General features: G+C 64.8%; 21 protein-coding genes. 10 read left to right on the top strand and 11 right to left on the bottom strand.

Annotation, left to right across the window (positions count from 1 at the left end; all coding sequences use genetic code 11):
* Positions 1 to 30 precede the first annotated feature (30 nt).
* Positions 31 to 2109: an AsmA family protein gene (locus FBZ93_RS25965; protein WP_146989712.1), complete on the bottom strand. Its 2079-nt coding sequence runs from the start codon at positions 2107 to 2109 to the stop codon at positions 31 to 33.
* Between the two features lie 212 nt (positions 2110 to 2321).
* Between FBZ93_RS25965 and FBZ93_RS25960 the strand changes: the two genes are divergently transcribed.
* Together FBZ93_RS25960 and FBZ93_RS25955 are read left to right on the top strand one after the other, a co-directional pair.
* Complete coding sequence (locus FBZ93_RS25960) at positions 2322 to 2996, top strand: Crp/Fnr family transcriptional regulator (protein ID WP_050631133.1); 675 nt, start codon at positions 2322 to 2324, stop codon at positions 2994 to 2996.
* Between the two features lie 432 nt (positions 2997 to 3428).
* On the top strand, positions 3429 to 4064 hold the full coding sequence (locus tag FBZ93_RS25955) for a pyridoxamine 5'-phosphate oxidase family protein (protein ID WP_146989711.1): 636 nt from the start codon (positions 3429 to 3431) through the stop codon (positions 4062 to 4064).
* 178 nt (positions 4065 to 4242) lie between these two features.
* On the opposite strand, the gene FBZ93_RS25950 is transcribed toward FBZ93_RS25955, so the two are convergent.
* The 5 genes from FBZ93_RS25950 to FBZ93_RS25930 all read right to left on the bottom strand — a co-directional run bounded on the left by FBZ93_RS25950 (position 4243) and on the right by FBZ93_RS25930 (position 12162).
* A complete protein-coding gene (locus tag FBZ93_RS25950) occupies positions 4243 to 4947 on the bottom strand; it encodes a hypothetical protein (protein ID WP_146989709.1) in 705 nt (234 codons plus the stop codon).
* Positions 4948 to 5405: 458 nt separating this feature from the next.
* Positions 5406 to 8558, bottom strand: a complete 3153-nt coding sequence (locus tag FBZ93_RS25945) for an efflux RND transporter permease subunit (protein WP_146989708.1) — start codon at positions 8556 to 8558, stop codon at positions 5406 to 5408.
* A gap of 13 nt (positions 8559 to 8571) precedes the next feature.
* Positions 8572 to 9489 (bottom strand): efflux RND transporter periplasmic adaptor subunit, encoded by a 918-nt coding sequence (locus FBZ93_RS25940; RefSeq protein WP_074130539.1) that lies wholly within the window; start codon positions 9487 to 9489, stop codon positions 8572 to 8574.
* A gap of 288 nt (positions 9490 to 9777) precedes the next feature.
* Positions 9778 to 10431, bottom strand: a complete 654-nt coding sequence (locus FBZ93_RS25935) for an OmpA family protein (RefSeq protein WP_146989706.1) — start codon at positions 10429 to 10431, stop codon at positions 9778 to 9780.
* Between the two features lie 141 nt (positions 10432 to 10572).
* Positions 10573 to 12162, bottom strand: coding sequence for a caspase family protein (locus FBZ93_RS25930; protein ID WP_146989704.1), 1590 nt, complete (start codon positions 12160 to 12162; stop codon positions 10573 to 10575).
* 383 nt (positions 12163 to 12545) lie between these two features.
* On the opposite strand from FBZ93_RS25930, the gene FBZ93_RS25925 reads away from it, so the two are divergent.
* Together FBZ93_RS25925 and FBZ93_RS25920 are read left to right on the top strand one after the other, a co-directional pair.
* Positions 12546 to 13352, top strand: coding sequence for an N-acyl homoserine lactonase family protein (locus FBZ93_RS25925; protein WP_146989702.1), 807 nt, complete (start codon positions 12546 to 12548; stop codon positions 13350 to 13352).
* Between the two features lie 59 nt (positions 13353 to 13411).
* Positions 13412 to 14308 carry an NAD(P)-dependent oxidoreductase gene (locus tag FBZ93_RS25920; RefSeq protein WP_146989701.1) on the top strand — a complete coding sequence of 299 codons (897 nt, stop codon included), beginning with the start codon at positions 13412 to 13414 and terminating at the stop codon, positions 14306 to 14308.
* Between the two features lie 264 nt (positions 14309 to 14572).
* Here FBZ93_RS25920 and FBZ93_RS25915 read toward each other — a convergent pair whose 3' ends face one another.
* A complete protein-coding gene (locus FBZ93_RS25915) occupies positions 14573 to 15133 on the bottom strand; it encodes a MarR family winged helix-turn-helix transcriptional regulator (RefSeq protein WP_433995444.1) in 561 nt (186 codons plus the stop codon).
* A gap of 176 nt (positions 15134 to 15309) precedes the next feature.
* Here FBZ93_RS25915 and FBZ93_RS25910 point away from each other — a divergent pair, with 176 nt between their 5' ends.
* From FBZ93_RS25910 to fahA, 5 genes are all read left to right on the top strand, one after another.
* Positions 15310 to 16938, top strand: a complete 1629-nt coding sequence (locus FBZ93_RS25910; RefSeq protein ID WP_146989699.1) for an FAD-dependent oxidoreductase — start codon at positions 15310 to 15312, stop codon at positions 16936 to 16938.
* Between the two features lie 9 nt (positions 16939 to 16947).
* Positions 16948 to 17175: a DUF2783 domain-containing protein gene (locus FBZ93_RS25905; protein WP_050425419.1), complete on the top strand. Its 228-nt coding sequence runs from the start codon at positions 16948 to 16950 to the stop codon at positions 17173 to 17175.
* A gap of 28 nt (positions 17176 to 17203) precedes the next feature.
* A complete protein-coding gene (locus FBZ93_RS25900) occupies positions 17204 to 18160 on the top strand; it encodes an MBL fold metallo-hydrolase (protein WP_146989697.1) in 957 nt (318 codons plus the stop codon).
* 2 nt (positions 18161 to 18162) lie between these two features.
* Positions 18163 to 19509, top strand: coding sequence for a homogentisate 1,2-dioxygenase (gene hmgA / locus FBZ93_RS25895; RefSeq protein ID WP_167529217.1), 1347 nt, complete (start codon positions 18163 to 18165; stop codon positions 19507 to 19509).
* Positions 19510 to 19712: 203 nt separating this feature from the next.
* Positions 19713 to 20984 (top strand): fumarylacetoacetase, encoded by a 1272-nt coding sequence (fahA, locus tag FBZ93_RS25890; protein WP_146989693.1) that lies wholly within the window; start codon positions 19713 to 19715, stop codon positions 20982 to 20984.
* A 135-nt stretch (positions 20985 to 21119) separates the two neighbouring features.
* On the opposite strand, the gene FBZ93_RS25885 is transcribed toward fahA, so the two are convergent.
* Positions 21120 to 21431 (bottom strand): DUF1272 domain-containing protein, encoded by a 312-nt coding sequence (locus FBZ93_RS25885; protein WP_146989692.1) that lies wholly within the window; start codon positions 21429 to 21431, stop codon positions 21120 to 21122.
* A gap of 268 nt (positions 21432 to 21699) precedes the next feature.
* On the bottom strand, positions 21700 to 22176 hold the full coding sequence (locus FBZ93_RS25880) for an Lrp/AsnC family transcriptional regulator (RefSeq protein WP_146989690.1): 477 nt from the start codon (positions 22174 to 22176) through the stop codon (positions 21700 to 21702).
* A gap of 123 nt (positions 22177 to 22299) precedes the next feature.
* Between FBZ93_RS25880 and hppD the strand changes: the two genes are divergently transcribed.
* Positions 22300 to 23418: a 4-hydroxyphenylpyruvate dioxygenase gene (gene hppD / locus FBZ93_RS25875; protein ID WP_146989688.1), complete on the top strand. Its 1119-nt coding sequence runs from the start codon at positions 22300 to 22302 to the stop codon at positions 23416 to 23418.
* Positions 23419 to 23590: 172 nt separating this feature from the next.
* Here hppD and FBZ93_RS25870 read toward each other — a convergent pair whose 3' ends face one another.
* Positions 23591 to 24703, bottom strand: a complete 1113-nt coding sequence (locus tag FBZ93_RS25870) for a CaiB/BaiF CoA transferase family protein (protein ID WP_146989687.1) — start codon at positions 24701 to 24703, stop codon at positions 23591 to 23593.
* Between the two features lie 322 nt (positions 24704 to 25025).
* A complete protein-coding gene (locus FBZ93_RS25865) occupies positions 25026 to 25826 on the bottom strand; it encodes an FAD binding domain-containing protein (protein WP_146989685.1) in 801 nt (266 codons plus the stop codon).

Genomic DNA, 25826 nt, shown 5'->3' with positions numbered 1-25826 from the left:
GTGGATATTGGCGGGGGACATCCGGGAATATCAGCGATTGAACAGCTGCCGCAGCACGTCGTTCATCGCCGGGTTGTCGTGCTGCTCGGCGGTGTCGGCGGGCGGAGGGTTCGGCGGCGGTGCGGCGGCCTGCGGTGTGCCCGGGGCGGGCTGGGCGAGGCTGCGGCTCGGGCGGGAGGCGTTGCCTTGATTGAGGGTGGAGAGACCCTGCTGCAGCAGATTCCCGATGGTGTCGCCGAGCTGCCCGCCGAGCGGGTTGCTCTGGCCGGCCGCGCCGCCTGCCGGTGCCTGGCCGGTGCCGGGTTGTGCGCCGGTTCCACCGCCCTGAACGCCATTGAGCAGGTTGGTGAGCCCGTTGAGGCCCTGGCTGATCCCCTGCTGGCTCAGCCCCTGGCCGTTCGCCCCGAACAGGCCCTTGCCGATCTCCTTCAGCTTCGCATAGGCGGCCTGGGGATTGTCGAGGATGCCCTGCATCTCCGGATAGATCCGCGGGCTCACCCAGGGCCCCTCGACCATCACGGGAATGCCGAGGCCGACCGGATTGCCGGCGCGGCCCTGGCCCTCGGTGGTCATCACCAGCTGCGGCTCGACGCGGAACCCGATCTGGCGGGTGTTGAGATCGATGGTGCCGACCCCGCTCATTTTCACCAGCGGACCGATCAGGTTGAGATCGGTCGTCACCGCCTGGCCCCTGTCGAGCTTGAACGAGGCCGAGAGCTGGCTGAGATCGGTCGACAGCTCCTGGCTTTGCTGCCAGCCCGACAACGTGCCGGTGGTGAGGTTGCGGATCATCTGCGCGACGTTGAGGCCGAGGATCTTGCCGTCCTGGAACACGACGAAAGCGGTGCCGCCGAGATTGCCGACGATGGCGCGCTCGCTGTTGCCCTGCGAGGTCAGCGCGATCTTCGCCTGCATCCTGCCGTCGAGCTTGTCGAACTCGGCGAGGCTCTTCAGCACCGGCAGTGCCCGTACGCCCGCAAGATCGAGCCGCAGCGCGTAGGTCGGTGTCGCGGTTCTCGCGTCGATGGTGATGTCGCCATTGGCGGTGCCCTCATAGGCGCCGAGATTGGCGAGCTTGCCCTTCAGCACGCCGCTGTCGACCGATGCCTCGATCGCAGCCTGTGCGAAGCGGCCGTCGCCGATCACGAGCTCCGCCGCCGAGATGCGCGCCTGCGCGTCGACATAGTTGAGCCCATTGAGATCAGTCGACGCGTTGCTCCAGGTGTTGGTGCCCAATGGCTGCGTCGCGCCGGACGGGTCCGGCGGCATCGCGATCGAGATGCGCTGGAAGTCGAGGTCGAGCTTCACCAGCGGCTTGTTGCTGGCGAAATCGACCGAGGCCCAGCCGGTGAAGCCGCCGTCGCCGAGCGTGCCGGATACGCCGTTGAACATGACAACCGTGCCGTTCAACCGCGCTTCCGCATTGGCCTTGATCGCCGCCGGCAACAGGCCGGGCGCATCGATGGTGAATTCGGCCGGCACGTTCTGGCGCTCGAGCGACGCCTGCGGCGCGGTCGCGCGGATCTCGAACTTCAGCGGCTTGTCGCCCGTGCGCGCGTCGCCGGTGACGATGATCTTGCGGTCGTTGCCGATGGTCGCGTCCAGCTTCAGCGCCTCGATCCGGTTCTCGACCCGGTCGCGCACATTGGAGAACACGATGGTGCCGCCGGTGATGCCGACATGCCGGATCGTGATGCCGCCATTGTCGGCCCCGGACGACTTCGCCGGCGGATTGTGGTCGCGGGTGCGCTCACGCTGTAGCGGCAGATTGATGACCGGCTTCTCGATCACGAGGTCGGTGATGTCGGGCTGGCCCGACCACAGGCTCGCCAGCGTCATCTCGGCTTCGACGCGGCTCGCTGCGAACCGGTTGTCGGCCTCGCGCTCCCGCGGATCCTGCAACACGACGTCGCTGAGCGTCAGATTGACCGTCGGCCAGAGGCTAACTTTGGCACCGCCATTGATGCTGAGCTTGTAGCCCGTCTCCCGCTCGACCCGGTCGGTAATGGCAGACGTCAGGAAGGAGGACGGGATCCCGACCGCGGCCAACAGGGCGACGATCACGATCACGGCAGCAATGGCGGCCCCGGCGAATTTCAGTGCTCTCATCTCGATATTCCAGGCCGGGCAGACAGGGGTCCGCCGCGCAAAGGCACGGCCGATCGCGCGAGACTACCCCGCAAACGAGGCCTCGCTGCAATGACCGGAAAAATAATCCGTTACCAGCATGAACTTATGTGACCTCTCACACACTCTTATGAGGGTGATTTTTGCTAACCGGGCGTCAGGGGACCGCTCGGATGGATTTGGAAGGCAATACAATGAGCAAACAGGCCGAATTTGCGGTCATTCTGAAAATGAACCCTATGTTCGCCGATCTCGGTGCGGACGAGTTGCAGCGGCTTTCGGGCCTCTGCCACACCCAGCAGCTCGCCACCGGCGAGGTGCTGTTCCAGAAAGGCGATCCCGGCGACGCCCTGTTCGGGGTCCGCCGCGGCCAGATGCGCATCGAAACCGGGGCCTCCGACGGCAGCCGGCTCACACTGAACTTCATGGGATCCGGCGATCTGTTCGGCGAAGTCGCCGTCCTCGACGGCCAGGATCGCACCGCGGATGCGACCGCGGGCGAGCCCACCGAATTGTTCGTCTTGCGGCGGGAGGATTTCCTCGGCTTCCTCGAGCGTGAGCCGAAGGTCGCGGTCAGGCTGATCGCATTGCTGTGCCAGCGCATCCGCTGGCAGAGCGAGCGGATGGAAGAATCCGTGCTGCAGCCGTTGCCGGTCCGTCTCGCGCGCCGGCTGTGCGCACTCGCGGAGGATTTCGGTTCCGAGGTGCACATCTCGCAGGAACAGCTCGGCATCTTCGTCGGCGCCGCACGCGAGAGCGTCAACCGGCAATTGCAGACCTGGCGCAAGGACGGCATCGTCGACCTGCAGCGCGGCCGGATCATGCTGCACAACATGACCAAGCTGACGGCGGTCGCACGCAATGACTAGCGAAGTGAACAACGGCCTCGCGTAACGAACGCGACGAATAAGAAGCCAGGCGGAACGCATGCAACGCGCACGCGAGGATTTGGTCCTCTCGCGCGCGTCGCTTGCGAATGCTGACGCACTCCTGCCTAAAAGACTTGCTTGCATGACCGCGCCGGTATCGGTTTCATCCGGCCTGCCGGTCCTTGGGGTGACACCCAGCCTTGCTGGCCTCACGCCATCCACCTGCAAACCCCTGCGGTCTCTTTCCCGTTGACCGCAGGGGTTTTGCATTTCGCGTCTGCGCACGCAAAACCGCCTGCCTCAATCAGCCCGGAGCCGAGCTTGCGCTTGAACGTCGCGGCGAAAGCGCCGGCGGATGCGCGCTTCTGCGGTCTGGACTATGTTGTTCCCGCACTCTACTTCGGTACGGGAATGGAAAAAGGGAGGTTCCTCATGGACAGCCAGGGCGCAAGCGGCAAGCCGCCGGTCAAGTCGCAGGAGGATCTTCGCGGGCATTTCGGGCAGGTGAGCCCGCTCGCGGAGAAGAAGGTCCTCCACCACCTCGACAAGTTCTGCCACGACTTCATCGCGCTCTCGCCGTTCCTCGTCATCGCCTCCAGCGACGGCAATGGCCATGCCGACGCCAGTCCGCGCGGCGACGCGCCCGGCTTCGTCTCGGTGATCGACGACAAGACGCTGCTGATCCCGGACCGGCGCGGCAACAACCGCGTCGATACGTTCGGCAACATCATCGCCTCGCCCGGCGTCGGGCTGATCTTCATGGTGCCGGGCATCAACGAGACGCTGCGCATCAACGGGCGGGCGGAGATTTCGCAGGAGCCGGATCTGCTGACGCCGTTGACGGTGCAGAACGTGACGCCGATCATCGGCCTCAAGGTGCATGTCGATGAAGTCTACTTCCATTGCGGCAAGGCGCTGATGCGCTCGAAGCTGTGGAGCCCCGCCGCGCAGGTCGAACGCAACAGCTTCCCGACGCTCGGCCGGATCATCGCCGAGCAGACCGCCGCTGTTGAGGTCGAAGTCGCCGAGAAGGCGATGGAAGAGGCCTATCGGACGCGGCTCTATTAGGGCGCGACGAGACTAGGACGTGTACCTGTAAATTCATCCTCCTCAACGGCGGCCCGCGCTGCAGTCAGAAGCGGACAAAAGAGGCGTGCCTGGTCATGTCGGCTAAGGGCCAACAGGCGACATTCGAGATGAACAACAACCGGCAAGTGTTGGGCTGGCTGGCTCTTGAGATAGAAACCTATGCAAGGTTAGCTATGCCAGCGTCGCGCAAACGGGCAAGGACCGCAAGGTCGCGCTTTGACCATTTCCGGTCTGATCGCGCGGCGAGCACGACACTATCAAAGATCGAGTATCGCTCGAACCAGCCAAGCGCTATGTCTATCGCGGTCCGATCGAAGTCCAGCGCCCGCCAGTCCGAAACTGCCAGAGCGCTACGCGTTACTAACACCTGTCGATCGGGATCGCGCCTTATCTTGTCTCCCGGCACTTGTTCGAAGCTGATCCCACCTGGGAATTCGGCCTGAGCGATGTCGAGCGCCCAGTCTGACTTAGAGTAAAAATTCCTCACGAAGAGATCGTGAGCGTCCCGGCGTCGTTGATTTTCTTCAGCGGACTCCGTGATACGCGAAGCGAAGTCATTTATCTTCACCGCGCTGATGCGGCCGGAAAGCGCAACTCGCTCGAACACACACCCCCAAAGAAATAGCGGGGCATCGCCAAGTCGCTTAAGCCCTCGCAGCGACAGGTCCCGGAACACCGCCTCGAACACCGAGCAATTCATCTGCGAGGCGCGCTCAAGGTCTATTCGTTCAAACAAGTTGAACGACCCCTCAGTTCGACGGGCGACACACCCACTGAATTCGCAATCGACGACAGTGAAATCCGAAAGGCGGATACCCGACGCCTTGTAAGAGAACCTTTCTCCGACAACCTCATCAGTCATCTACTCAGCTCTATACTTTACGTTGCGCACGACCATGCCTATCGGTAGCGTCATGGCGAAATGTCCGCAACGGGTGATAAGCCGACTATGGCCGCCTGCCTGTCCTAAGCCGGCTCATCTGCCGAAAGCGGACATTGCAGCCATCTGAGCAAAGGTCGGCGACGGGAGATGCGGAACTAGACCTGCGGGTTCTTTAGGTGTGGCATGCGATCTTCAGGGGCGAGAAGCCGCCTCCGCTCGGATGGTAGCTGGAGTATGCGGAGATTAGCCGCCCCTATCCTATGGCGAGCGAGGGGTAAAATTTCTGAATATTAGAAATGTAGCCCTGATTTGGCCGACGTGTCAAGTTGCCTTGTTGAGCGCGACCCCCGTCAGCTCCTTTGCATGGGGTTGTTTTCGATATTTTTGGAGTACGCCATCTCGTACGGGTCGCGCCGCTGACGCCGCATGAGCCCGGCTCACTCCGCCGCCGGCGAGATCATGCTCGGCGGGCCGCCCTGCCGCTTGGTCTGGTCGCCCTGGTGTTCGTTCGGGGCCAGCTCGTGGTCGGCATGCGAGACCACAAGCCGCTTGCCGAAGCGCCAGATCAGGCCGCCGATGTCGTCCATCACCATGAACATCGCCGGCACGAACACCAGCGACAGCACGGTCGAGAAGATCAGGCCGCCGATCACCGCGAGCGCCATCGGCGAGCGGAATTCGCCGCCGGCGCCGAACGCCAGCGCTGATGGCATCATGCCGGCGGCCATCGCGATGGTGGTCATCACGATCGGCCGGGCGCGCTTCATGCCGGCGTCGATCATGGCTTCCTCGCGCGCCTTGCCGTCGCGGATCGCCTCCACCGCGAATTCCACCAGCATGATGGCGTTCTTGGTGACGATGCCCATCAGCATCAGGATGCCGATCCACACCGGCGTGGTGAGCTGCTTGCCGGTCAGGAGCAGCGCGCCGATCGCGCCGCCGATCGAGAGCGGCAGCGAGAACAGGATGGTGATCGGCTGCAGGAAGGTGCCGAACAGCAGCACCAGCACGGCATAGACCATCATCAGGCCGGCGGTTATCGCGGTGGCGAAGCCGTCGGAGAGCTCGGCGAGGCTCTCGGCGTCGCCGGACGGGCTGACCTTGACGCCCTTCGGCAGGCTCTTCATGACCGGCAGGTCGTAGATCAGCTTGGTGGCATCGCCGAGCGCGGCATTGCCGACCAGGTCGGCCGCGACGGTGGCCTGCCGCTCGCGGTCGTAGCGGTTGATGCTGGTCGGGCCCTGGTCGAGCTGGATGTCGGCCACGACGGACAGCGGCACGCCGCCGCGCTCGCCGCGTTGGCCGAGCGGCACGCGCAGCTGCTCCAGCATCTGCAGATCGCTGCGCGCATTGTCCTCGAGCTGGACGCGGATCGGCACCTGGCGCTCGCCGGCGTCGAACTTCGCCAGCGCCGGGCCGACGTCGCCGATGGTGGCGACGCGGATGGTCTGCGACAGACTCTCGGTCGAGACGCCGAGCCGCGCCGCGAGCTCGGCGCGCGGCCGGATCCGCAGCTCGGGCCGGTCCAGCGCGGTCTCCGAGATCACATTGGCGATGATCGGGATCCGCTTCATCTGCGTCGCTAGCTCGCTGGCGACGTTGTTGACGATATTGCTGTCGGTTCCGGTGACGACCAGCGAGATGGCCCGCAGGCCGTTCTCGTCGAGGAACCAGAACCGGATGTCGGGGACGTTATCGAGCTCCTTGCCGATCGACAGCTCCAGCTCGCGCTGGGTGATCCGGCGGTCCGCCTTCGGCGTGTAGTTGATGATCAGCGCGGCGCGGCGCACCTCCTGGATGCCCGGCGGCACGCGGCCGCCATCGACGAACACGCTGCGCACCTCGGGCCGCTTGCGCAGCCGCGCCACGATCTCCTCGGTGACCTTCTCGGTGTAGGCAAGCTGCGAGCCGGGCGGCAGCTCCATCGCCAGCAGCGAGCGCGCGGTGTCCTGCGCCGGCAGGAAGCCTTGCGGCAGCAGCGTGATGCTCCAGATCGATGCGGCGAACACCGCAAAGCCGAGCAGCACGGTGACGTAGTGGTGCTTCACCGACCAGGTGACGAGGCTATGATAGGTGCGCAGGATGCGGCCGGGGGGCGGGTCGTCGTGGTCGTGGTGCTTGAGGAAATAGGCCGCCAGCATCGGCGTCACGAAGCGCGCGGCGAGCAGCGAGAAGAACACCTGCACCGAGACGGTGATACCGAACTGCTTGAAGAATTGTCCCGCGATGCCGGACATGAAGCTTGCGGGGGCAAAGATCGCGATGATGGTGAGCGAGATCGCGATCACCGCAAGGCCGATCTCGTCGGCCGCTTCGAGGGCAGCACGATAAGGCGTCTTGCCCATCCGCATGTGGCGGACGATGTTCTCGATCTCGACGATGGCGTCGTCGACGAGAATGCCCGTCGATAGCGTGATGGCGAGGAACGAGACCAGATTGAGCGAGAAGCCGAGCAGGTCCATCGCCCAGAATGCCGGGAAGATCGACAGCGGCAGCGAGACCGCGGCGATGATGGTGGCGCGCATGTCGCGCAGGAACAGCAGCACGATGATGACGGCGAGGATCGCGCCCTCGAACAGGGTCGAGATCGCGGCCTCGTAATTGCCCTTGGTGAACTCGACCGAGGTGTCGATCAGCTTGAGGTCGACGTCGGGATAGGCGATCTTCAGCGCGTCGATCCGCTTCTGCACGGCGGCCGCGACGACGACGTCGCTGGCGCCCTTGGAGCGCTTGATGCCGAGCGCCACCACCGGCTCGCCGTTGAAGCGGGCGAAGGTGCGGCGGTCGGCGATGGTGTCGGTGACGGTGCCGAGATCGTCGAGCCGGATCTCGCCGCCGCCGAACAGTGGAATCATGGTGCCGGCGAGCTCGTTCAGCGTCTTGGCGCCGGCCAGCGTCCGGATCGCCTGGTCGTTCTTGCCGATCTCGGCGCGGCCGCCGGCAACGTCGACATTGGTGCCGCGCAGGATCTGGCTGACATTGACCGCGGTGAGCCCCACCGCCTGCAGCTTGTCGGGATCGAGCGAGACCAGGATCTCGCGCTCGACACCGCCGATGCGCTCGACCTGGGCGACGCCGCGCACACCCTGCAGCGCGCGCTTGACCACGTCGTCGACAAAGTATGAGAGCTGCTCCGGCGTTTTGCCCGGCGAGATCGCAGCATACGTAACAATCGGCAGGCCGATTACGTCGACGCGCTGGATCAGCGGCTCGGTGACGTTCTGCGGCAGGTTGGCGCGCACCCGCGTCACCGCGTCCTTGACGTCGTTGAGGGCGCGGTCGGTGTTGGTCTCGAGCGCAAACTGGATCGTGGTCACCGACAGGCCGTCGGTGATCGATGAGGAGATATGGCGCACGCCCTCGACGCCGGAGACGCCGTCCTCGATCGTCTTGGTGACCTGTGATTCAAGTTCAGACGGCGCGGCGCCGAATTGCGAGACCGCGACCGAGATCACCGGAATGTCGGCGCTCGGCAGCCGCGTCACCGCGAGCTTGGTGAAGGAGACCCACCCCAGCACCAGCAGGATGATCGAGAAGACGATCGAGGGAAGCGGGTTCCGGATCGACCATGCCGAGATGTTCAAAGCCATTAGCGTGCCCGAATTAGCGTGATCGCGTGCGATCGAGTTCGTCGGCGAACATGGTCTTGATCTGGTCGCCGTCATGCAGCGACGTGCCAGCATCGGCCACGACGATTTCGCCGACGTCGAGGCCTTCAAGGATTTCGGTCGAGGTATCGGAGGTCAGCCCGACGCGCACCCTGCGGGTCTCGACGGTGTTGCCCTTCACGACCTGCAAGGTCAGTCGGTCGATCGCGGTGCGCGGCACCGCAACGCCGCAGGAGCGCTTGGCGTCGATATTGGCGCGTGCGAACATACCGACCTTCAGCGTCGGATTGTTGTTGATGGTGATGCGGACGTGGCCGAGCTGGGTGGCGCGGTCGATCTGCGGCGAGATCTGGCGGACCTTGCCGACGATGTCGGGCGCGTCGTCACGGCTGATCCGGACATTGGCGCCGGGATTGAGCTTGAGGAGCTGGAAGCCCGGCACCTCGGCGTCGAGCTCGATCTCGTTGTTGACCGAGATCTTGAACATCGGGGGAGCCTGCGGCGAGGCCGGGGCGCCGGGCGCGGTGCGCACCTCTGTGACGAGGCCGGCGGCCGGTGCGCGCAGCACGACCGGCTTGGCATTGGCCTGGGCGGCCTGCTGCGGCGGTGGGGTCAGCCGCGCCAGTTCCTGGTTCTCGGTCACGGTGTCGCCCTCGCGCACCAGGACGTCGGTGACCTTGGAGCCGTCCTGGTCGACATTCACCTGCGCCTCGCGGCGCGGCACGATGAAGCCGGTGACGCGGACCATGTCGGAGAAGCAGGCATTGGTCGACTTCGTCACCACGACCAGCGCCTGGCCCGGCGTCTCCTTCTCCTCCGGATGGGAGCGGTGCTCGAACGCGTAATAGGCGACAGCCAGCGCGAGGAAGACCACCGTGCCGAGCGCAGGCTTGAGGTATTGGGAAAAGTTCATCGCCTGATCAATCCAGAGCTTGGCGCGTATCGACAGGGATTGTCTTGGGCGCTCGTCGAAGTCTCATCACGCTCGCCATCGTATTCCTTGAGCATGCGGAGGGCCGGTGTCCATTGTTCCGGATCAAGCCCTGACGTCATGTGAGGCGGGTCACCTGTGGGCTGCTCTGGGCTTCTGCCCTCAAGCAAATGCGCCCCGCCGGGGTGCGGGACGCATTGTAACCTCAAAAAGCGGCTACGCCACCGCCCATCACATCCGGATCATTTGGACCGGATCACTTGGACCAGATTACTTGGACGCAGTGTCCTTGTTTTCGACGTTGACCACCTGGACGCGCCGGTTGATGTCGGCCATCGGGTGGCTCGGGTCCTTCAACTTGCTCTTGCCATAGCCGACGGTGACCAGATCGGTGCCGTTGATGCCGTATTTGTCGACCAGATAGCGCTTGATGGCGTCGGCGCGGCGCTCCGAGAGGCCCTGATTGTAGTCCTCGCCGCCGGCGGCGTCGGTGTGGCCCGCGACCACGAAGGTCGAGCCCTTGAGGTCCTGATTAGTGAGGGCGCGGCCGAGCGCCTGCACCGAGGGCAGTGATTTCGCGCTGATGTCGGCGGAGTTGTAATCGAAATTGATCTCGAGATCGATCTTCGGCTTGTCCTGGACGATGGTCGCGATTTCCTCGCGCTCAGTCGAGGACAGCGAGCGGGTGGCGCGGCCGCGGACGCTCTGCACGAATTTGGCCTGGTCGGCATTCAGCCCCGGCGAGGTGGTCTGCGGGCCGACCGAAAGGCCGCGGGTCAGCGGCTTCTTCTGGGGCGTCAGCGCCTTGATGATCTGGTCCTCGGTGACATCGTCACCGGCGTAGGCGGCCGCCATGCCGAACGACAGCACGGCGCCGGCGGTCACGAATGAGAGGATCGCGGCCTTTGCCGACGGCTTGAACATTTCGGTCCCTCCTGCGCCGGCTGGCGCGGTTCCATGCAACGCTTCAGATCGATTGGCCGGCATCGCTGCCCGGCCCGCACCCTCAGATTAGTCGCGCGATTGCATCAGCGGTTCGAGCCGCGACAGGCCGTCGTCCATTTGTTACTGGACGCCGTAGTCGGCGAATTCCTTGACGATGTTCGGGTCCATCGCCTTGGCGTTGGCGATGTCGAGATCGCCTTCCGCGACCGCACCGTTGCGCTTCTTGGCGAGGCCGCGCCCGTACAGCGACGAGGTCAGCCGCGGGTTGATCTTCAGTGCGGCGTCGAAATCGGCGATGGCGTTCTTGTTCTGCCCGCCCTTCAGGTTCATCAGGCCGCGGCTGTCGAGCGCGTCGACGAAGTTCGGGCGCAGCCGCAGCGCCTCGTTGCAGTCCTTCAGCGCCGCCTGCAGGTCGCCGATCACGGTGCGGACCCAGCAGCGGTTGTTGTAGGCCTCGACATCCTTCGGGTTCAGCCGCAGCGAATTGGTGAAGTCCTTCACCGCGAGGTCGTAAGCACCCTTGCTGGCATAGACCTGGCCGCGGCGATACAGCGCTGCTGCATCGTCAGGGTTCTTGTCCAGTTTCTCGCTCAGGCTCTTGATCGTCGGATCGTCGGCGAGCACCGGCGAATTGCTCGGCGCCGGCGTGGGCTGGATCACCACCGGCGGCGGAGGCGCGGGCGGCGGCAGGGCGATCTCGGGCCCCTTCGGCGCGGGCGGCGGTGCCGTCGGCGCTGTCGCGACGGAGGGCTTCGGCGGCGCCGGTGGCGGCGTCGGTGCCGTTGCCGCAGGAGGCGCCGGTGCCGGCGTCGGCGTTGCAGCGGGCGGGGCGGGCGTTGTTGCAGGCGGTGCCGGCGGGGGCGCGGCCGGCGGTGCCGTCGCTACCTCAGTTGACGGCGATGCGGTCGGCGCGGGCGCGGCATTTGGCGATCCCGGCGCGCCGCTTTGAGTGGCTGCGCCGCTTGGAATGAACGAGAAATCTTCAGCCAGTGACGACGAGATCCACGGCACTTGCTCCTGCCGCGAGGCGCGGGTGACGCCGACGCGGGTCCGGTTCAGCGTCTCCTCGGCCATCAAATCGGGGGTGCGGATCTCCTTCAGCAGTTCCCGCACGAACAGGCTGTGGTCGCTGCCATTATCAGAGACGACCGACGACAGCGCCGCCGAATACATGACGAGCGTACCGTTGGGCGCGATCACAGGGGCGAGACCTGCCGAGAAGCTGCGGAAGCGGCGCTCGAACGGGTTGCGCCTGGAGGCGTCGATCAGGGCGATCTTCACCCCAGCGCCGCGGCTGTTGATTTCGCCGAGCACGGTCTCGAGGCTGAAGCCGTCGCGGCGGACGTCGGCCTCGGCCCAGATCTGGGCATCGACCGGGATCATGTAGCTCTGCCGGTTCGACTGGATGCCGTAGCCGGAGAAGAAGATCAGCGCGACCGAGCCCGGCTTGATCTTGCCATAGAGCCGGTCGAAGGCGCGGCGCATGCCGTCGCCGGTCAGGTTCTCGCCGACCTCGACGGTGAAGCCGTCGCGCTTGAGCTCGTCGGCGACGTCACGCGCGTCGTTGACCGGCTCCTTCAGCGGCGCATCGGCATCGGGATATTTGGCGTTGCCGATGACCAGCGCGAAGCGGTCGCCGACGGCGAAGGACGGGAGAGGCGACGCGATTGAAAAAATCAGCGTGGCGAGCAAGGCAAGGCGGATTTTCATAATCGCGGCAAATCCAGATCGCGGCATTCCAATGAAACGGCGCCGCTTCCAGCCTGCGCCTCGGGAACCTTACTCTAGCGAAATTGCATTATCAAACCACGGCCAAACTCCCGTCAACGGCTTGCGGCAGCATCGTTTATCGCGGTGACGCAGCGAGGCCGCAGTGCAACAGCATGCGGTCATGGCGGCCATCGCCGTCCTGGCATGGTGCCGGTTCCGGCGAGCCGATAATGTGATTGCATTCACAGAGGCTGCGGCCGCCCTGTCATGCACTCGTCGTACTGCGCGCGGTTTGACCTTTGCGCGAGGCGATGGCTTTGTGTCCGGGACGGCAAGCCATTTAAAAAGACCTGCAAACAAGACCGCAAACAAGAGCGAAACCGATGGGAAACGCCTACGAGATCTACGCCCTGCGCTATGCGACGATGTCGCCGCGCACGCCCCACCTCAACTTCCTGGTGCCCGATCCGCATGACACCACGGCGCAGGATCTGGATTATTTCGTCTGGCTGATCCGCGGCCACGGCCGCGACATCCTGGTCGACACCGGCTTCAACGCCGAGGAGGCCAAGGCGCGCTCGCGCAAGCTGACGCTCAACCCGGTCGATGCGCTGGCCGGCTTCGGCGTCAGCGCCGACGCGATCCGCGACGTCATCGTCACCCATCTGCATTACGACCACGCGGGTAATCTGGATCGCTTCCCGAACGCCAAATTCCATCTGCAGGAACGCGAGATGAGCTACGCGACCGGCCGCTGCATGTGCAACGGCATGCTGCGCCATCCGTTCTCCATCGAGCACGTCACGCAGATGGTTCGCCACGTCTATGGCGAGCGCGTCACCTTCCATTCCGGCGACGGCGAGATCGCACCCGGCGTCACCGTGCATCGCGTCGGCGGCCATTCCGACGGCCTGCAGGTGGTGCGGGTCGAGACCGCGCGCGGCCCGGTCGTGCTGGCGTCGGACGCCGCGCATTACTACGCGAACCTGCACAAGAAGAGCCCGTTCCCGATCGTCTACAATGTCGGCGACATGGCGCAGGGCTGGGAGACGGTCGAGCGGCTCGCCGGTCATCCCGACCGCTTCATCCCCGGCCACGATCCGATCGTCAGCGAGATCTATCCGCGCGCCAGCGACAGGGTCGACGCGTTCGCGCTGCATCTCGCGCCATCGCGATCGTTCGCGAAATAGCCTCGCCGATCGGGCGAGGCGCATCACCACCACTCAAGAAACGTCAAAGAAGAAGCGACATGACTGACTACAAGACTGCCGACACCAAGACTCTTGGGTTCATCGGCCTCGGCGTGATGGGTGAGCCGATCTGCCGCAACCTCGTCAAGAAGAGCGGCAAGCGCATCGTGGTGTTCGACCTCGCAGCCGAACCGCTGCAACGGCTCCGCGCCGACGGCGCCGATGTGGCCGCATCGGTCGCCGACGTCATCAAGCAGAGCGATGTGCTGTTCCTCTGCCTGCCGAGCGCCAAGCATGTGCGCGCGGTGTTCGAGGGTGACGGCATTTTGAAGAACGTCAGGAGCGGCCAGGTCGTGGTCGATCTCGGCACGTCCTCGGTCAGCCAGACCCGCGACTTTGCCGCGCAGCTCAAGGCCAAGAGCGCGGCCTGGGCCGATGCACCGATCGCGCGCACCCGGCAGGCGGCGCAGGACGGCACGCTCAGCGTGATGGTCGGTGCGGAGCCCGCGCTCTATGCCGCGATCGAGCCCTTGATCCGCTGCTTTGCCACCGACGTCACCAATTGCGGCGATGTCGGAGCCGGGCAGGTGACCAAGATCCTCAACAACATGGTGCTGTTCGAAACCGTGAACGCACTGGCCGAGGCTGTCGCGGTGGCGAAGCACAATGGCGTCGATCCGAAGCTCTTGCTGGAAACGCTGTCGAAGGGCTCGGCCGACAGCTTCGCGCTGCGCAACCACGGCATGAAGGCGATCGTGCCCGGCGTGTTTCCGGAGCGCGCGTTCTCGACCGAATATGCGCTGAAGGATCTGTCCTACGCGCTGGAACTCGCCGCCGACGCCGGCATCAAGATCCGCGGCGCGGAGCTGATCGGCACCGTGCTGCAGGAGGCGATCGACAAGGGATCGAAGGATAATTACTTCCCCGTGATCGCCGAGCATATCGAGGGGGCGTGACGGCTCCGTCATTGCGAGGAGCGCAGCGACGAAGCAATCCATCGTTCCGCATGCTTGGATGCATGGATTGCTTCGCTTCGCTCGCAATGACGGTGGAGGGACTGCGCACAAAATTCCATCACCGTCACCCTGAGGAGCGCGCTCTTGCGCGCGTCTCGAAGGGTCGACGGCCACCAGCCGGGCCGTGCATCCTTCGAGACGCGCTACGCGCTCCTCCAGCGACAAAGGCGAAGCCTTTGCGCCGGGATGACGGGTTGAGTGGCCCTAATAGGCGTCCTTCGCGTCGGCCTCTTCGCTGGTCTGGACCAGCTCGAGGCTGCTCTCGACCTTGCCGAGCAGGCGCCCGAGGTCGCGGCGCTCCTGCGCGGACAGGCAGGACAGGATCTCCTGCTCCTTGCGCAGCAGGCGCGGGATCAGCTCTTCGTACAGCGCCTGGCCCTTCTTGGTCAGCCGCAGGCGGAATTCGCGGCGGTCGTCGGCGTTCTCGACGCGCTCAACGATCTCCCGCTCCATCAATGCCGACACCGCGCGGCTGATGGTGGATTTATGCGTGCGGGTGCAATGCGCGATGTATTGCGCGCTGCAGGGATCGCTGCGGAAACCCAGCGTCGCGAGCACGCGCCATTCCGGAATGTCGAGGCCGTAGCGCGCCTGATACTCGCTCGACAGCGCCGAGGACACTTCGGCCGCCAGCCGGTTCAGGCGGAACGGCATGAAATGAAAGAGATCGAGGCGCTTCTTCGCCGGCGCGGCATCGTCGCGCGCGTCGGCTTCCACGGCGCTGCGCGCCCGGGCCGGAGGCTGGCTTGCAGAGGTTCTGGCCAAAAATTCCTCCAATTTGAGTTGACGGCGGGCCCGACTGGGAGTTTAAGATAGTTGCAAGTGAGACTAATTTAGCAAGGTCGCGGCCGACCCGCAAGGTGCTGGTCGCGCCGGTCGCGCAAGCCGCAGTCAAAAGCCGGCACAGGGAACATCCAGGGTCACGCAAGTAGGGTCAAGCAATGGCATCAGCCAACACGGCACAAGCCAAAACCCAGTTCGGCTATCGCCGCCACCCCGACCAGGACCGGTCGGGCGCCAACGTCGCGGAGCATCCGGTCGTCGTGGTCGGTGCCGGGCCGGTTGGATTGTCGCTCGCGATCGATCTCGCGCAGCGCGGCCAGCGCGTGGTGCTGCTCGACGATGCCGACCGGATCGGCGAGGGCTCGCGCGCGATCTGCTTCTCGAAGCGTTCGCTGGAATTCTGGGATCGGCTTGGCGTCGGCGACCGCATGGTCGAGAAGGGCGTGGTGTGGAGCGTCGGCAAGATCTTCCACGGCGCCTCGCAGCTCTACCAGTTCAATCTGCTCCCCGAGGAAGGCCACAAGCGGCCCGCCTTCATCAACCTGCAGCAATTCTATGCCGAGGCCTATCTGGTCGACCGGGTCGAGCAACTGCCAGAGATCGATCTGCGCTGGCGCAACAAGGTGATCGCGCTGGAGAGCCGCAACGATGGCGTTGCGCTGACCATCGCGACGCCCGAAGGCTCCTACCAGGTCCATGCCTCCTTCGTCGTCGCCTGCGACGGCGCGCGTTCCTCGCTGCGGCAGATGGTCGGCGCGGAGTTCGCAGGCCAGGTGTTCGAGGACCAGTTCCTGATCGCCGACGTTAAGATGACGGCGGCATTCCCGACCGAGCGCTGGTTCTGGTTCGATCCGCCGTTCCATGCCGGGCGCTCGGCGCTGCTGCACAAGCAGCCGGACGATATCTGGCGCATCGATCTGCAGCTCAATCCGGATGCCGATCCCATAGCCGAGAAGCAGCCCGAGAACGTCCGGCCGCGGATTGAGCGCATGCTCGGGCATGACAAGTTCGAGTTCGAGTGGATCTCGCTGTACAAGTTCCAGTGCCGCCGGATGGCCAGGTTCATCCATGGCCGCGTGATCTTCGCCGGCGATTCCGCGCACCAGGTCTCGCCGTTCGGCGCGCGCGGCGCCAATTCAGGGCTCGAGGACGCCGAGAACCTGGCGTGGAAGCTCGACCGCGTGCTGCGCCGGTTGTCGCCGGAGGACTTGCTGGAGAGCTATCACATCGAGCGCAGTGCGGCGGCGGACGAGAACATCCGCGAGTCGACCCGCTCGACCGATTTCATGGCGCCCGTGACGAAGCAGGAGGCGCGGCTGCGCCAGGCGGTGCTGTCGCTCGCGGAGGATACCGAGTTCGGCAAGCGCATGGTCAATGGCGGCCGCCTGTCGGTGCCGTCGGTCTACGACACCCCGCTGTCGAGCGGCGATCGCGACGATTGGCGCGGCGGCCCGCGGCCGGGCACCTCGATGCTGGATGCCCCGGTGACGGAGCCGGGTGGCGGTTCCAGCTATCTGACCGAGGCGTTCATCGGGCAGGGAACGCGTTTCACGCTGCTGACGTTTGGCAATGGCGCTGATCTCGATGTGCCCGAAGGCGTCGGCAGCATCCGGGTCGGCGGCGAAGGCGGGCTGGTCGACGCCCAGGGCCTTGCCGGCAAACGCTACGACGCCGAGCCCGGCACCGCCTATCTGCTGCGGCCGGATGGTTATGTCGCGGCGCGCTTTCGCAACGCGGCGCGGCCGATACTCGACGCGGCGCTGGCGCGCGCATCCGGCTTGAACTGAGGATCGGTCATGGCGCTGTCGACCAGTTCGAACTTCGCAAAGCCGGATGACGCCTTCCGCGCCATCGTCGAGGCGCATCGCGGCCTCACCGACGCGCAGAGCGCCGATCTCGATGCCGCGCTGGTTCTGGTGCTCGCCAACCATATCGGCGATCTCGACGTGCTGCGCGAGGCGATCGCGCTGGCGAAACGACGGACGCTGGATGCAAGCCAGCAGCAACAACAGCAACAGCAATAGCACTGATCAAACGGACAGGATTGAACTGATGGCCAAAGGTTTCGCATCGACCACGGATCTTCAGGAGAAAAAGGTCACTTTCTCCGAGATCGGCACCGATCTCTATGCCTTCACCGCCGAGGGCGATCCCAACACCGCCGTGATCGTCGGCGACGATGGCTGCCTGGTGTTCGACGCGCAGGCGACGCCGGCGATGGCCAACAAGGTGATCGAGCGGGTCAAGACTGTCACCGATAAGCCGATCAAATACGTCGTGCTGTCGCATTATCACGCGGTGCGCGTGCTCGGCGCCTCCGCCTATCACGCGCAGGGCATCGTGGCCTCGCAGGAGACCTATCGCCTGATCGAGGAGCGCGGCCAGCAGGATTGGGATTCGGAATACGGCCGCTTCCCGCGCCTGTTCCAGGATGCTGCGAGCATTCCCGGCCTGACCTGGCCGACGCTGACCTTCGAAGGCGAGATGTCGATCTATCTCGGCAAGCGCGAGGTGCGGCTGATGCAACTCGGCGCCGGCCACACCTCGGGCGACATCGTCGCCTGGGTGCCGGACGCCGAGGTGATGTTCTCAGGCGATCTCATCGAGTACCACTCGGCCTGCTATTGCGGCGATGCGCATTTGCGCGAATGGCCGATGACCTTGAACGAGATCCGCGCCTTCAATCCGAAGGCGATCGCGCCGGGCCGCGGCGATGCCCTGAAGGGCCTCGAGACCGGGCGCGATGCGATCGCGATGACCCGCGATTTCGTCACCACGCTCTATGGCGCCGCCGAATCCTCCGTCGCCAAGGGCCGTAGCCTGAAAGAATCGATGGCGGCGACGCGCGAGGTGATGGATCCGAAGTTCTCGAAGTTCGCGATCTACGAGCACTGCCTGCCGTTCAACGTTTCGCGCGCCTATGACGAGGCGTCCGGGATCGATGACCCCGTGATCTGGACCGACAAGCGCGACCAGGAAATGTGGGCCGCCCTGCAAGGAGGAGGATAGACATGAACATCAATACCTCGCCGGATCAGATCGTGCGCAGCTCCGGGCAAGTGACGCCGGGCTACATGTCCGGTTTCGGCAACAGCTTTGAGACCGAGGCCTTGCCCGGCGCGCTGCCGATGGGGCGCAACTCGCCGCAGCGCTGCGCCTATGGTCTCTATGCCGAACAACTCTCGGGCTCGCCGTTCACGGCGCCGCGCGGCACCAATGAGCGCTCCTGGCTCTATCGCATCCGCCCGTCGGTGCGGCATTCCGGCCGCTTCGCCAAGGCCGACGCCGGGCTGTGGCGCACCGCGCCGTGCCACGAATACGACATGCCGATCGCGCAGCTGCGCTGGGATCCGGCGCCGATCCCGAAGGAGGACATGACCTTCCTGCAGGGCGTGCAGACCATGACCACGGCTGGCGATGCCAACACCCAGGCCGGCATGGCGGCGCACGTCTACCTCATCACCAAATCGATGGTCGATCAGCATTTCTACAATGCCGACGGCGAGATGATGTTCGTGCTGCAGCAGGGCAATCTGCGTCTGGTCACCGAATTCGGCCGAATCGATGCCGAGCCCGGCGAGATCGTGGTGATCCCGCGCGGCGTCAAATTCCGTGTCGAGATTCCGAATGGGCCGGCGCGCGGCTATCTGTGCGAGAACTACGGCGGCGCATTCACGCTGCCGGAGCGCGGCCCGATCGGCGCCAATTGCCTGGCCAATTCGCGCGACTTCCTGACGCCGGTGGCCGCTTACGAGGACAAGGACACGCCGACCGAGCTCTTCGTGAAGTGGGGCGGTTCGCTGTTCAAGACCACGTTGCCGCATTCGCCGATCGATGTGGTCGCCTGGCACGGCAATTACGCGCCCTACAAATACGATCTGCGCACCTTCTCGCCGGTCGGCGCGATCGCCTTCGACCATCCCGATCCATCGATCTTCACGGTGCTGACCTCGCCGTCGGAGACCGCCGGCACCGCGAATATCGACTTCGTGATCTTCCCGGAGCGCTGGATGGTGGCCGACAACACCTTCCGCCCGCCGTGGTACCACATGAACATCATGTCGGAGTTCATGGGCCTGATCTACGGCGTCTACGACGCCAAGCCGCAAGGCTTCGTGCCGGGCGGCATCAGCCTGCACAATTGCATGCTGCCGCACGGCCCCGACCGCGAAGCCTTCGAGCACGCCAGCAACAGCGAGCTGAGGCCGGTGAAGCTGACCGGGACGATGGCCTTCATGTTCGAGACCCGATTTCCCCAGCGCGTGACCGAGCATGCGGCGAAGTCGTCGACGCTGCAGGATGACTACTCGGATTGCTGGAAGGGCCTCGAGAAGAAGTTCGACCCGACCAAGCCGTAGCTTCCACCCTCCCCTGGAGGGGGAGGGTCGACGCGAATGAAATGAGCGGCGGGGTGGGGTGACAGTCTCTCCCTTGAGGCGGTCCCCGAGTGGAGGGATCACCCCACCCCGTCTCGCATTTCGCTTCGCTCCATGCGAGCCGACCCTCCCCCTCCAGGGGAGGGTGGCGAAAGTGGCCTCACCATTATTGCATCGAGAAGACGATGACCCACCCCAACGACCCCAAACTCCGCTCCTTCATCGACGTCGGCCCGACCTCCGACTTTCCGATCCAGAACCTGCCCTACGGCGTGTTCTCGTCGAAGGACGGCCTTGCGCCGCGCGTCGGCGTCGCGATCGGCGACTATGTGCTCGACCTCTGGGAGCTCGAGCAGGATTCGCGGCTCGATGTCGGGCCGCTCGGCGTGTTTTCGCAGCCGTCGCTCAATGCCTTCATGGCGCTCGGGCCGAAGGTGTGGTCGGCGACGCGGGCGCGGATCAGCGAGCTGTTGCGATCAGATCATTCGGAGCTGCGCGACAACAGGGAGTTGCGGGCGCGGGCGCTGGTGCCGATGGCCGACGTGAAGCTGCACATGCCGTTTGCCGTCTCGGGCTACACCGATTTCTATTCGTCGAAGGAGCACGCCACCAATGTCGGCGTCATGTTCCGCGGCAAGGACAATGCGCTGCAGCCGAACTGGCTGCATATGCCGATCGGCTACAATGGCCGCGCCTCGACCGTCGTTGTGAGCGGCACCAAGGTCAAGCGGCCGCGCGGCCAGCTCAAACCGCCGACCGCAGAGGTGCCGAGCTTCGGCCCCTGCAAGCGGCTCGACTTCGAGCTCGAGATGGGGGTTGTCGTCGGGCAGGTGTCAGCGATGGGCGAGATGCTCACCGAGCAGCAGGCCGAGGAGATGATCTTCGGCTTCGTCATCCTCAACGACTGGAGCGCGCGCGACATCCAGCAGTGGGAATACGTGCCGCTCGGTCCGTTCCAGGCCAAGGCGTTCGCGACTTCGATCTCTCCGTGGGTGGTGACACGCGAGGCGCTGGAGCCGTTCCGCATGCAGGGGCCGAAGCAAGAGCCGGAGCCGCTGGCCTACCTGAAGCAGACCCGGCCGAACAACTACGACATGCAGCTCGACGTCACGTTGCGTGCGGGGGCAATGAACGAGGCGAAGACGATCTGCAGCACCAATTTCAAATACATGTACTGGTCGTCGGTGCAGCAGCTGGTGCACCATGCCTCCAGCGGCTGCGCGATGAACGTCGGCGATCTCCTCGGCAGCGGCACGATCTCCGGTCCGGAGAAGCATCAGCGCGGCAGTCTGCTCGAAATCAGCTGGAACGGCACCGAGCCGGTGGAGCTTGCGAGCGGCGTCACGCGCTCGTTCCTCGAAAACGGCGATTCGCTGATCATGCGCGGCTGGTGTCAGGGCGACGGCTATCGTGTCGGGTTCGGCGAGGTCGAGGGCACCATCGTCGCGGCGGAGTGACGTCACGTCATTGCGAGCCACCCGGTCGGCGCAAAGCGCCGCCGGATGACAGGCTCCGCGAAGCAATCCATAGATCCGCGTATGACGACGGATGGATTGCTTCGTCGCTTCGCTCCTCGCAATGACGGAGAGCGATCACCGCTCCTCCGGCCTGACATCCCTCAGCCGCGCCGTATGCGCCGCGCAGTCCTCGAGACTGTATTTCAGATGCACCCGCTTGTCCGACGGCGGCTGGTTCACGGTGCAGACACCCGCCCGCCACGGCTTGGCCGGGCGGATCGGGCGCGGCGCAAAGCCGCCGCCGCAGTTCGGGCAGACATTGCCGAGCTTGGTCTCGGCGCAGTCCGCACAGAACGTGCATTCATAGGAGCAGATCCGCGCGTCGACCGCGCTCGGCGGCAGGTCCTTGTCGCAATATTCGCAGTTCGGTCGCAGCTGCAGCGCCATGGCTATCCTCAGCTTTGTAAGATGCCGCGCATACCGCTGCACCTCTCCCCTTGTGGGAGAGGTCGGATCACATCGCAAGATGTGATCCGGGTGAGGCGTTGCGGTCTCTCGACAGAGAGTGCTCGGTGGAAAGAACCCCTCACCCCAACCCACTCCCACAAGGGGAGAGGGAGCCCACTGCCGTCGTCGCAGCATCGAACTAACTCAGGCGGATGATCGCAGGTCGCGTCGTCGAAACGAATGACGTATTTCCCTCGATTCGCGCCAGTCAGGTCTGCAACGTCTTCAACGGCAGCTTGGTACTCTCCTTCAATCGATCGAGCACGATCGACGAGCGCACATGGGCGACGCTCTGGTGCGGCATCAGCACGTTGTTGACGATGTCGGACAGGCTCTTCAGGTCGCGCAGCATCACCTTCAGCACGTAGTCGGCGTCGCCCGTCAGTGCATAGGCCTCCTGGATGTCGTCGACCCGGTTGACCAGTTCGCGAAACCGCTTGGCGTTGTCGGGCGAGTGGGTCGCGAGGGTAATGTGGATGAAGGCGATCAGGGCGAAGCCGAGCGCCTCGCCGGCGAGGTCGGCGTGGTAGCCCGCGATCACCTTCTCCTCCTCCAGCCGCATCCGCCGCCGCGAGCATTGCGAGGCGGACAGCCCGACCAGGTCGGCCAGCTGCTGGTTGGTCAGCCGGCCGTCATCCTGCAGCGCGGCGAGCATTTTGAGGTCGAAAGCGTCGACGTTAGACATGCGTCAAATGTCCATATCATGCACGGATCGTGCGCGATATTAGCAAAATTAGCCCCATTTTGCACGCACGTTGCGCCGCATATGACGGAAACTGATCTACAGACAAATCAGGGAGTTACCGCCATGGGTCCGTTTCCGCACGATGCGCCGCCCGCTGAAATCAGCACCGAGAATCCGATGGGCACCGACGGCTTCGAGTTCGTCGAATACGCCCACCCCAATCCCGGCGAGTTGCACGCGCTGTTCAGGCTGATGGGCTTCGTCGCGGTCGCCCGCCACCGGACCAAGGCGATCACGGTCTACCGCCAGGGGGACATCAACTATCTCGTCAATGAGGAGCCCGGCAGCCACGGCTTCAACTTCGTCGCCGCGCACGGCCCCTGCGCGCCGTCGATGGCGTTCCGCGTGGTCGATGCCAAGCACGCCTATGAGCGCGCGATCGCGCTCGGCGCGGAGCCGGCAGATGTGTCATCCGAAGAGAAGACGCTCGATGTCCCCGCGATCAAGGGCATCGGCGGCAGCCTGCTCTATTTCGTCGACCGCTATGGCGCCAAGGGCTCGGCCTATGATGCCGAGTTCGAGTGGCTCGGGGCCGCCAATCCGCGTCCGGCGGGGTCCGGCCTGTACTACATCGATCACCTCACCCATAACGTCCATCGTGGCCGCATGGATGTCTGGACCGGCTTCTATGCAAAGCTGTTCAACTTCCGCCAGATCCGCTTCTTCGACATCGAGGGCCGCGCATCCGGCCTGTTCTCCCGCGCGCTGACCAGTCCGGACGGCAAGATCCGGATTCCGATCAACGAGGACGCCGGCGATTCCGGGCAGATCGAGGAGTATCTCAACGTCTATCACGGCGAGGGCATCCAGCACATCGCCTGCGGCGCGCGCGATATCCACGCGACGGTCGAGCGGTTGCGCGCGGATGGCCTGCCGTTCATGCCGTCGCCGCCCGACACCTATTTCGAGCGGATCGATGCCCGCCTGCCGAAGCACGGCGAGGACGTCGCGCGGCTGAGGACCAACGGCATCCTGATCGACGGTGAGGGCGTAGTCGACGGCGGCCAGACCAAGGTGCTGCTGCAGATCTTCTCGGCTAACGCGATCGGGCCGATCTTTTTCGAATTCATCCAGCGCAAGGGCGACGACGGCTTCGGCGAAGGCAACTTCAAGGCGCTGTTCGAATCGATCGAGGAAGACCAAATCCGCCGCGGCGTGCTCAAGGTCGATCACGCGGCTTAGGCACGTCGTAGTGCCACGCTAGCGCAAAACCAACAGGCGTCGTCCCGGCGAAAGCCGGGACCCATACCGCGGAATCTATCGAGTGTGTTGGTCGGAGTCCCGCGGAACGATCGTGCGCCACACGACGTTCCGGGGTTATGGGTCCCGGCTTTCGCCGGGACGACAGCGCGATTTATTTCGTCGCTTTCCACTCAGCCGTCACGTCGCCAATCTTTGCAAGCTCCGGCTCGCGGATTGCCGACGGCGTGCGCGAGAAGCGCGGCGCGGGGCCGGGCTGGGTGACGCCGTGGCGCTCGACGAACACCTGGCGTGCCGCCATGTGCGGATGCTTCGGCGCTTCCTCCATGGTCAGGATCGGCGCGAAGCAGATGTCGGTGCCTTCCATGATCTTGCACCAGTCGGCGCGCGACTTGCTCTTGAATACCTTTTCCAGCTTCGCCTTCAGCGCCGGCCAGGCCTTGCGGTCCATCTGGGCGTCGAAGTCGGCGTCGGTCAGGTCGGCATGCTTGCGCAGCAGCGCGTAGAACTGCGGCTCGATCGAGCCGATCGAGATGAAGTTGCCGCAGGAGCATTCGTAGACGCCGTAGAAATGCGCGCCGCCGTCGAGGAAGTTCTGGTCGCGGCCGCCGCTCCAGCGGCCCTGCGCGGCCATGTCGTAGAACATCGACATCAGCGAGGCCGCGCCGTCGCACATCGCGGTGTCGACGACCTGGCCCTTGCCGGACTTCTGCGCTTCCAGGAGTGCTGCGAGCACACCGACCACGAGGTACAGCGCGCCGCCGCCGAAATCGCCGACCAAATTGAGCGGCGGCACCGGCTTCTCCTTGGTGCCGATCGCGGCGAGTGCGCCGGTGATCGAGATGTAGTTGATGTCGTGGCCGGCGGCATTCGCCAGCGGGCCTTCCTGGCCCCAGCCGGTCATGCGGCCGTAGACCAGTTTTGGATTGCGCGCGAGCACGACATCGGGGCCGAGGCCGAGGCGCTCCATCACGCCGGGACGAAAACCTTCGATCAGCGCATCGGCATGGCCGAGCAGCTCGAGCACCTCCGATATCGCTGCCTTGTTCTTGAGGTCGAGCTCGATGACCTTGCGGCCGCGGGTCGCGACTGCCTTCAAATTCTTGCCCGCGCCGACCCGATCCAGGGTGATGACCTCGGCGCCCATGTCGGCGAGCAGCATGCAGGCGAACGGGCCGGGACCGATGCCGGCGAATTCGACGATTCGGAAGCCTGTGAGCGGACCCGAGGTGCGAGCGGCGGTTTGGGAGGCGGGCTTGTCGAGCACGTTGTTGTTCCGTTGTTGCTATAGGGGAGTAATCGAAGGGTCTTGTTCACTTGTCCGACGCGCCAGGGGATCGCATCGGCGCTGCCGTCAAAGGCGCGGCCTGGCCGTCGCCAGCCATGGCAATGGGGGCTCGTTTGTCCTGCCGAACGTCATGGGTCCTCTCCCCGCGGGCCGTCCGTCTGACGGTATTTTTAATTAGCTGATTAGCTAAATTCTCTCGCCTAATGGGAGATGTGGCAAGCCCTTTCGGCTGGAATGCCAGCAAAACGCGAACGGCGCGCATCGCTGCGCGCCGTCTGCATAGGTTCCGGTAGGATAGGGGCTAGCCGGCGGCGGTCACCGCCCGCTGTCCCATCACCTTCACCAGGTTGGCGCGGTAATCCGCCGAGCCGTGGATGTCGGCAAGCAGGCCGCTCGCCGGGATCGTGACGCTATCGAGCGCCGACGCGGCCCAGTTCGCCTTCAGCGCCTGCTCGATCGGCGCCACCCGCATGACGCCGCTTTGCGAGGCACCGGTCGCGGCGACGCGGACGTCGCCCGACTTGGTCTTGGCGACGAACACGCCGGTCAGCGCGAAGCGCGAGGCCGGGTTCGGAAACTTCGCATAGCCCGCCTTGGCCGGAACCGGGAACGACACCGCGGTGATGATCTCGCCATCCTCAAGTGCCGTCGAGAACAGGCCCTTGAAGAAGTCCTCCGCCGCGATTGACCGCTTGTTGGTCTTGACAACGGCGCCAAGCGCCAGCACCGCCGCCGGATAATCCGCCGCCGGGTCGTTGTTGGCGAGTGAACCGCCGATCGTGCCGCGATAGCGCACGGCGGGATCGCCGATCCCCGACGCCAGGTTGGCGAGCGCCGGGATCGCCTTCTTGACCGCATCGCTTTGCGCCACATCGTAATGCGGCGTAGCGGCCTTGATGGTGACGGTGTCGCCCGAAACCTCGATGCCGATCATCTCCTGCACCTTGGAGAGGTCGATCACGTCGGACGGCGCGGCAAGACGCTGCTTCATCACCGGGAGCAGGGTTTGTCCGCCGGCGAGGAATTTTGATTCCGCGCCTTTGGCGAAGGTTGCAGCGGCATCAGCGACCGAGGAAGCGCGGTGATAGTTGGTCTCGTACAT

The organism is Bradyrhizobium macuxiense, assembly GCF_007993935.1.
GTDB lineage: Bacteria > Pseudomonadota > Alphaproteobacteria > Rhizobiales > Xanthobacteraceae > Bradyrhizobium > Bradyrhizobium macuxiense_A.
Note: the sequence above shows the minus strand (reverse complement) of the source record. Positions and strands in the feature narration are given on the sequence as shown.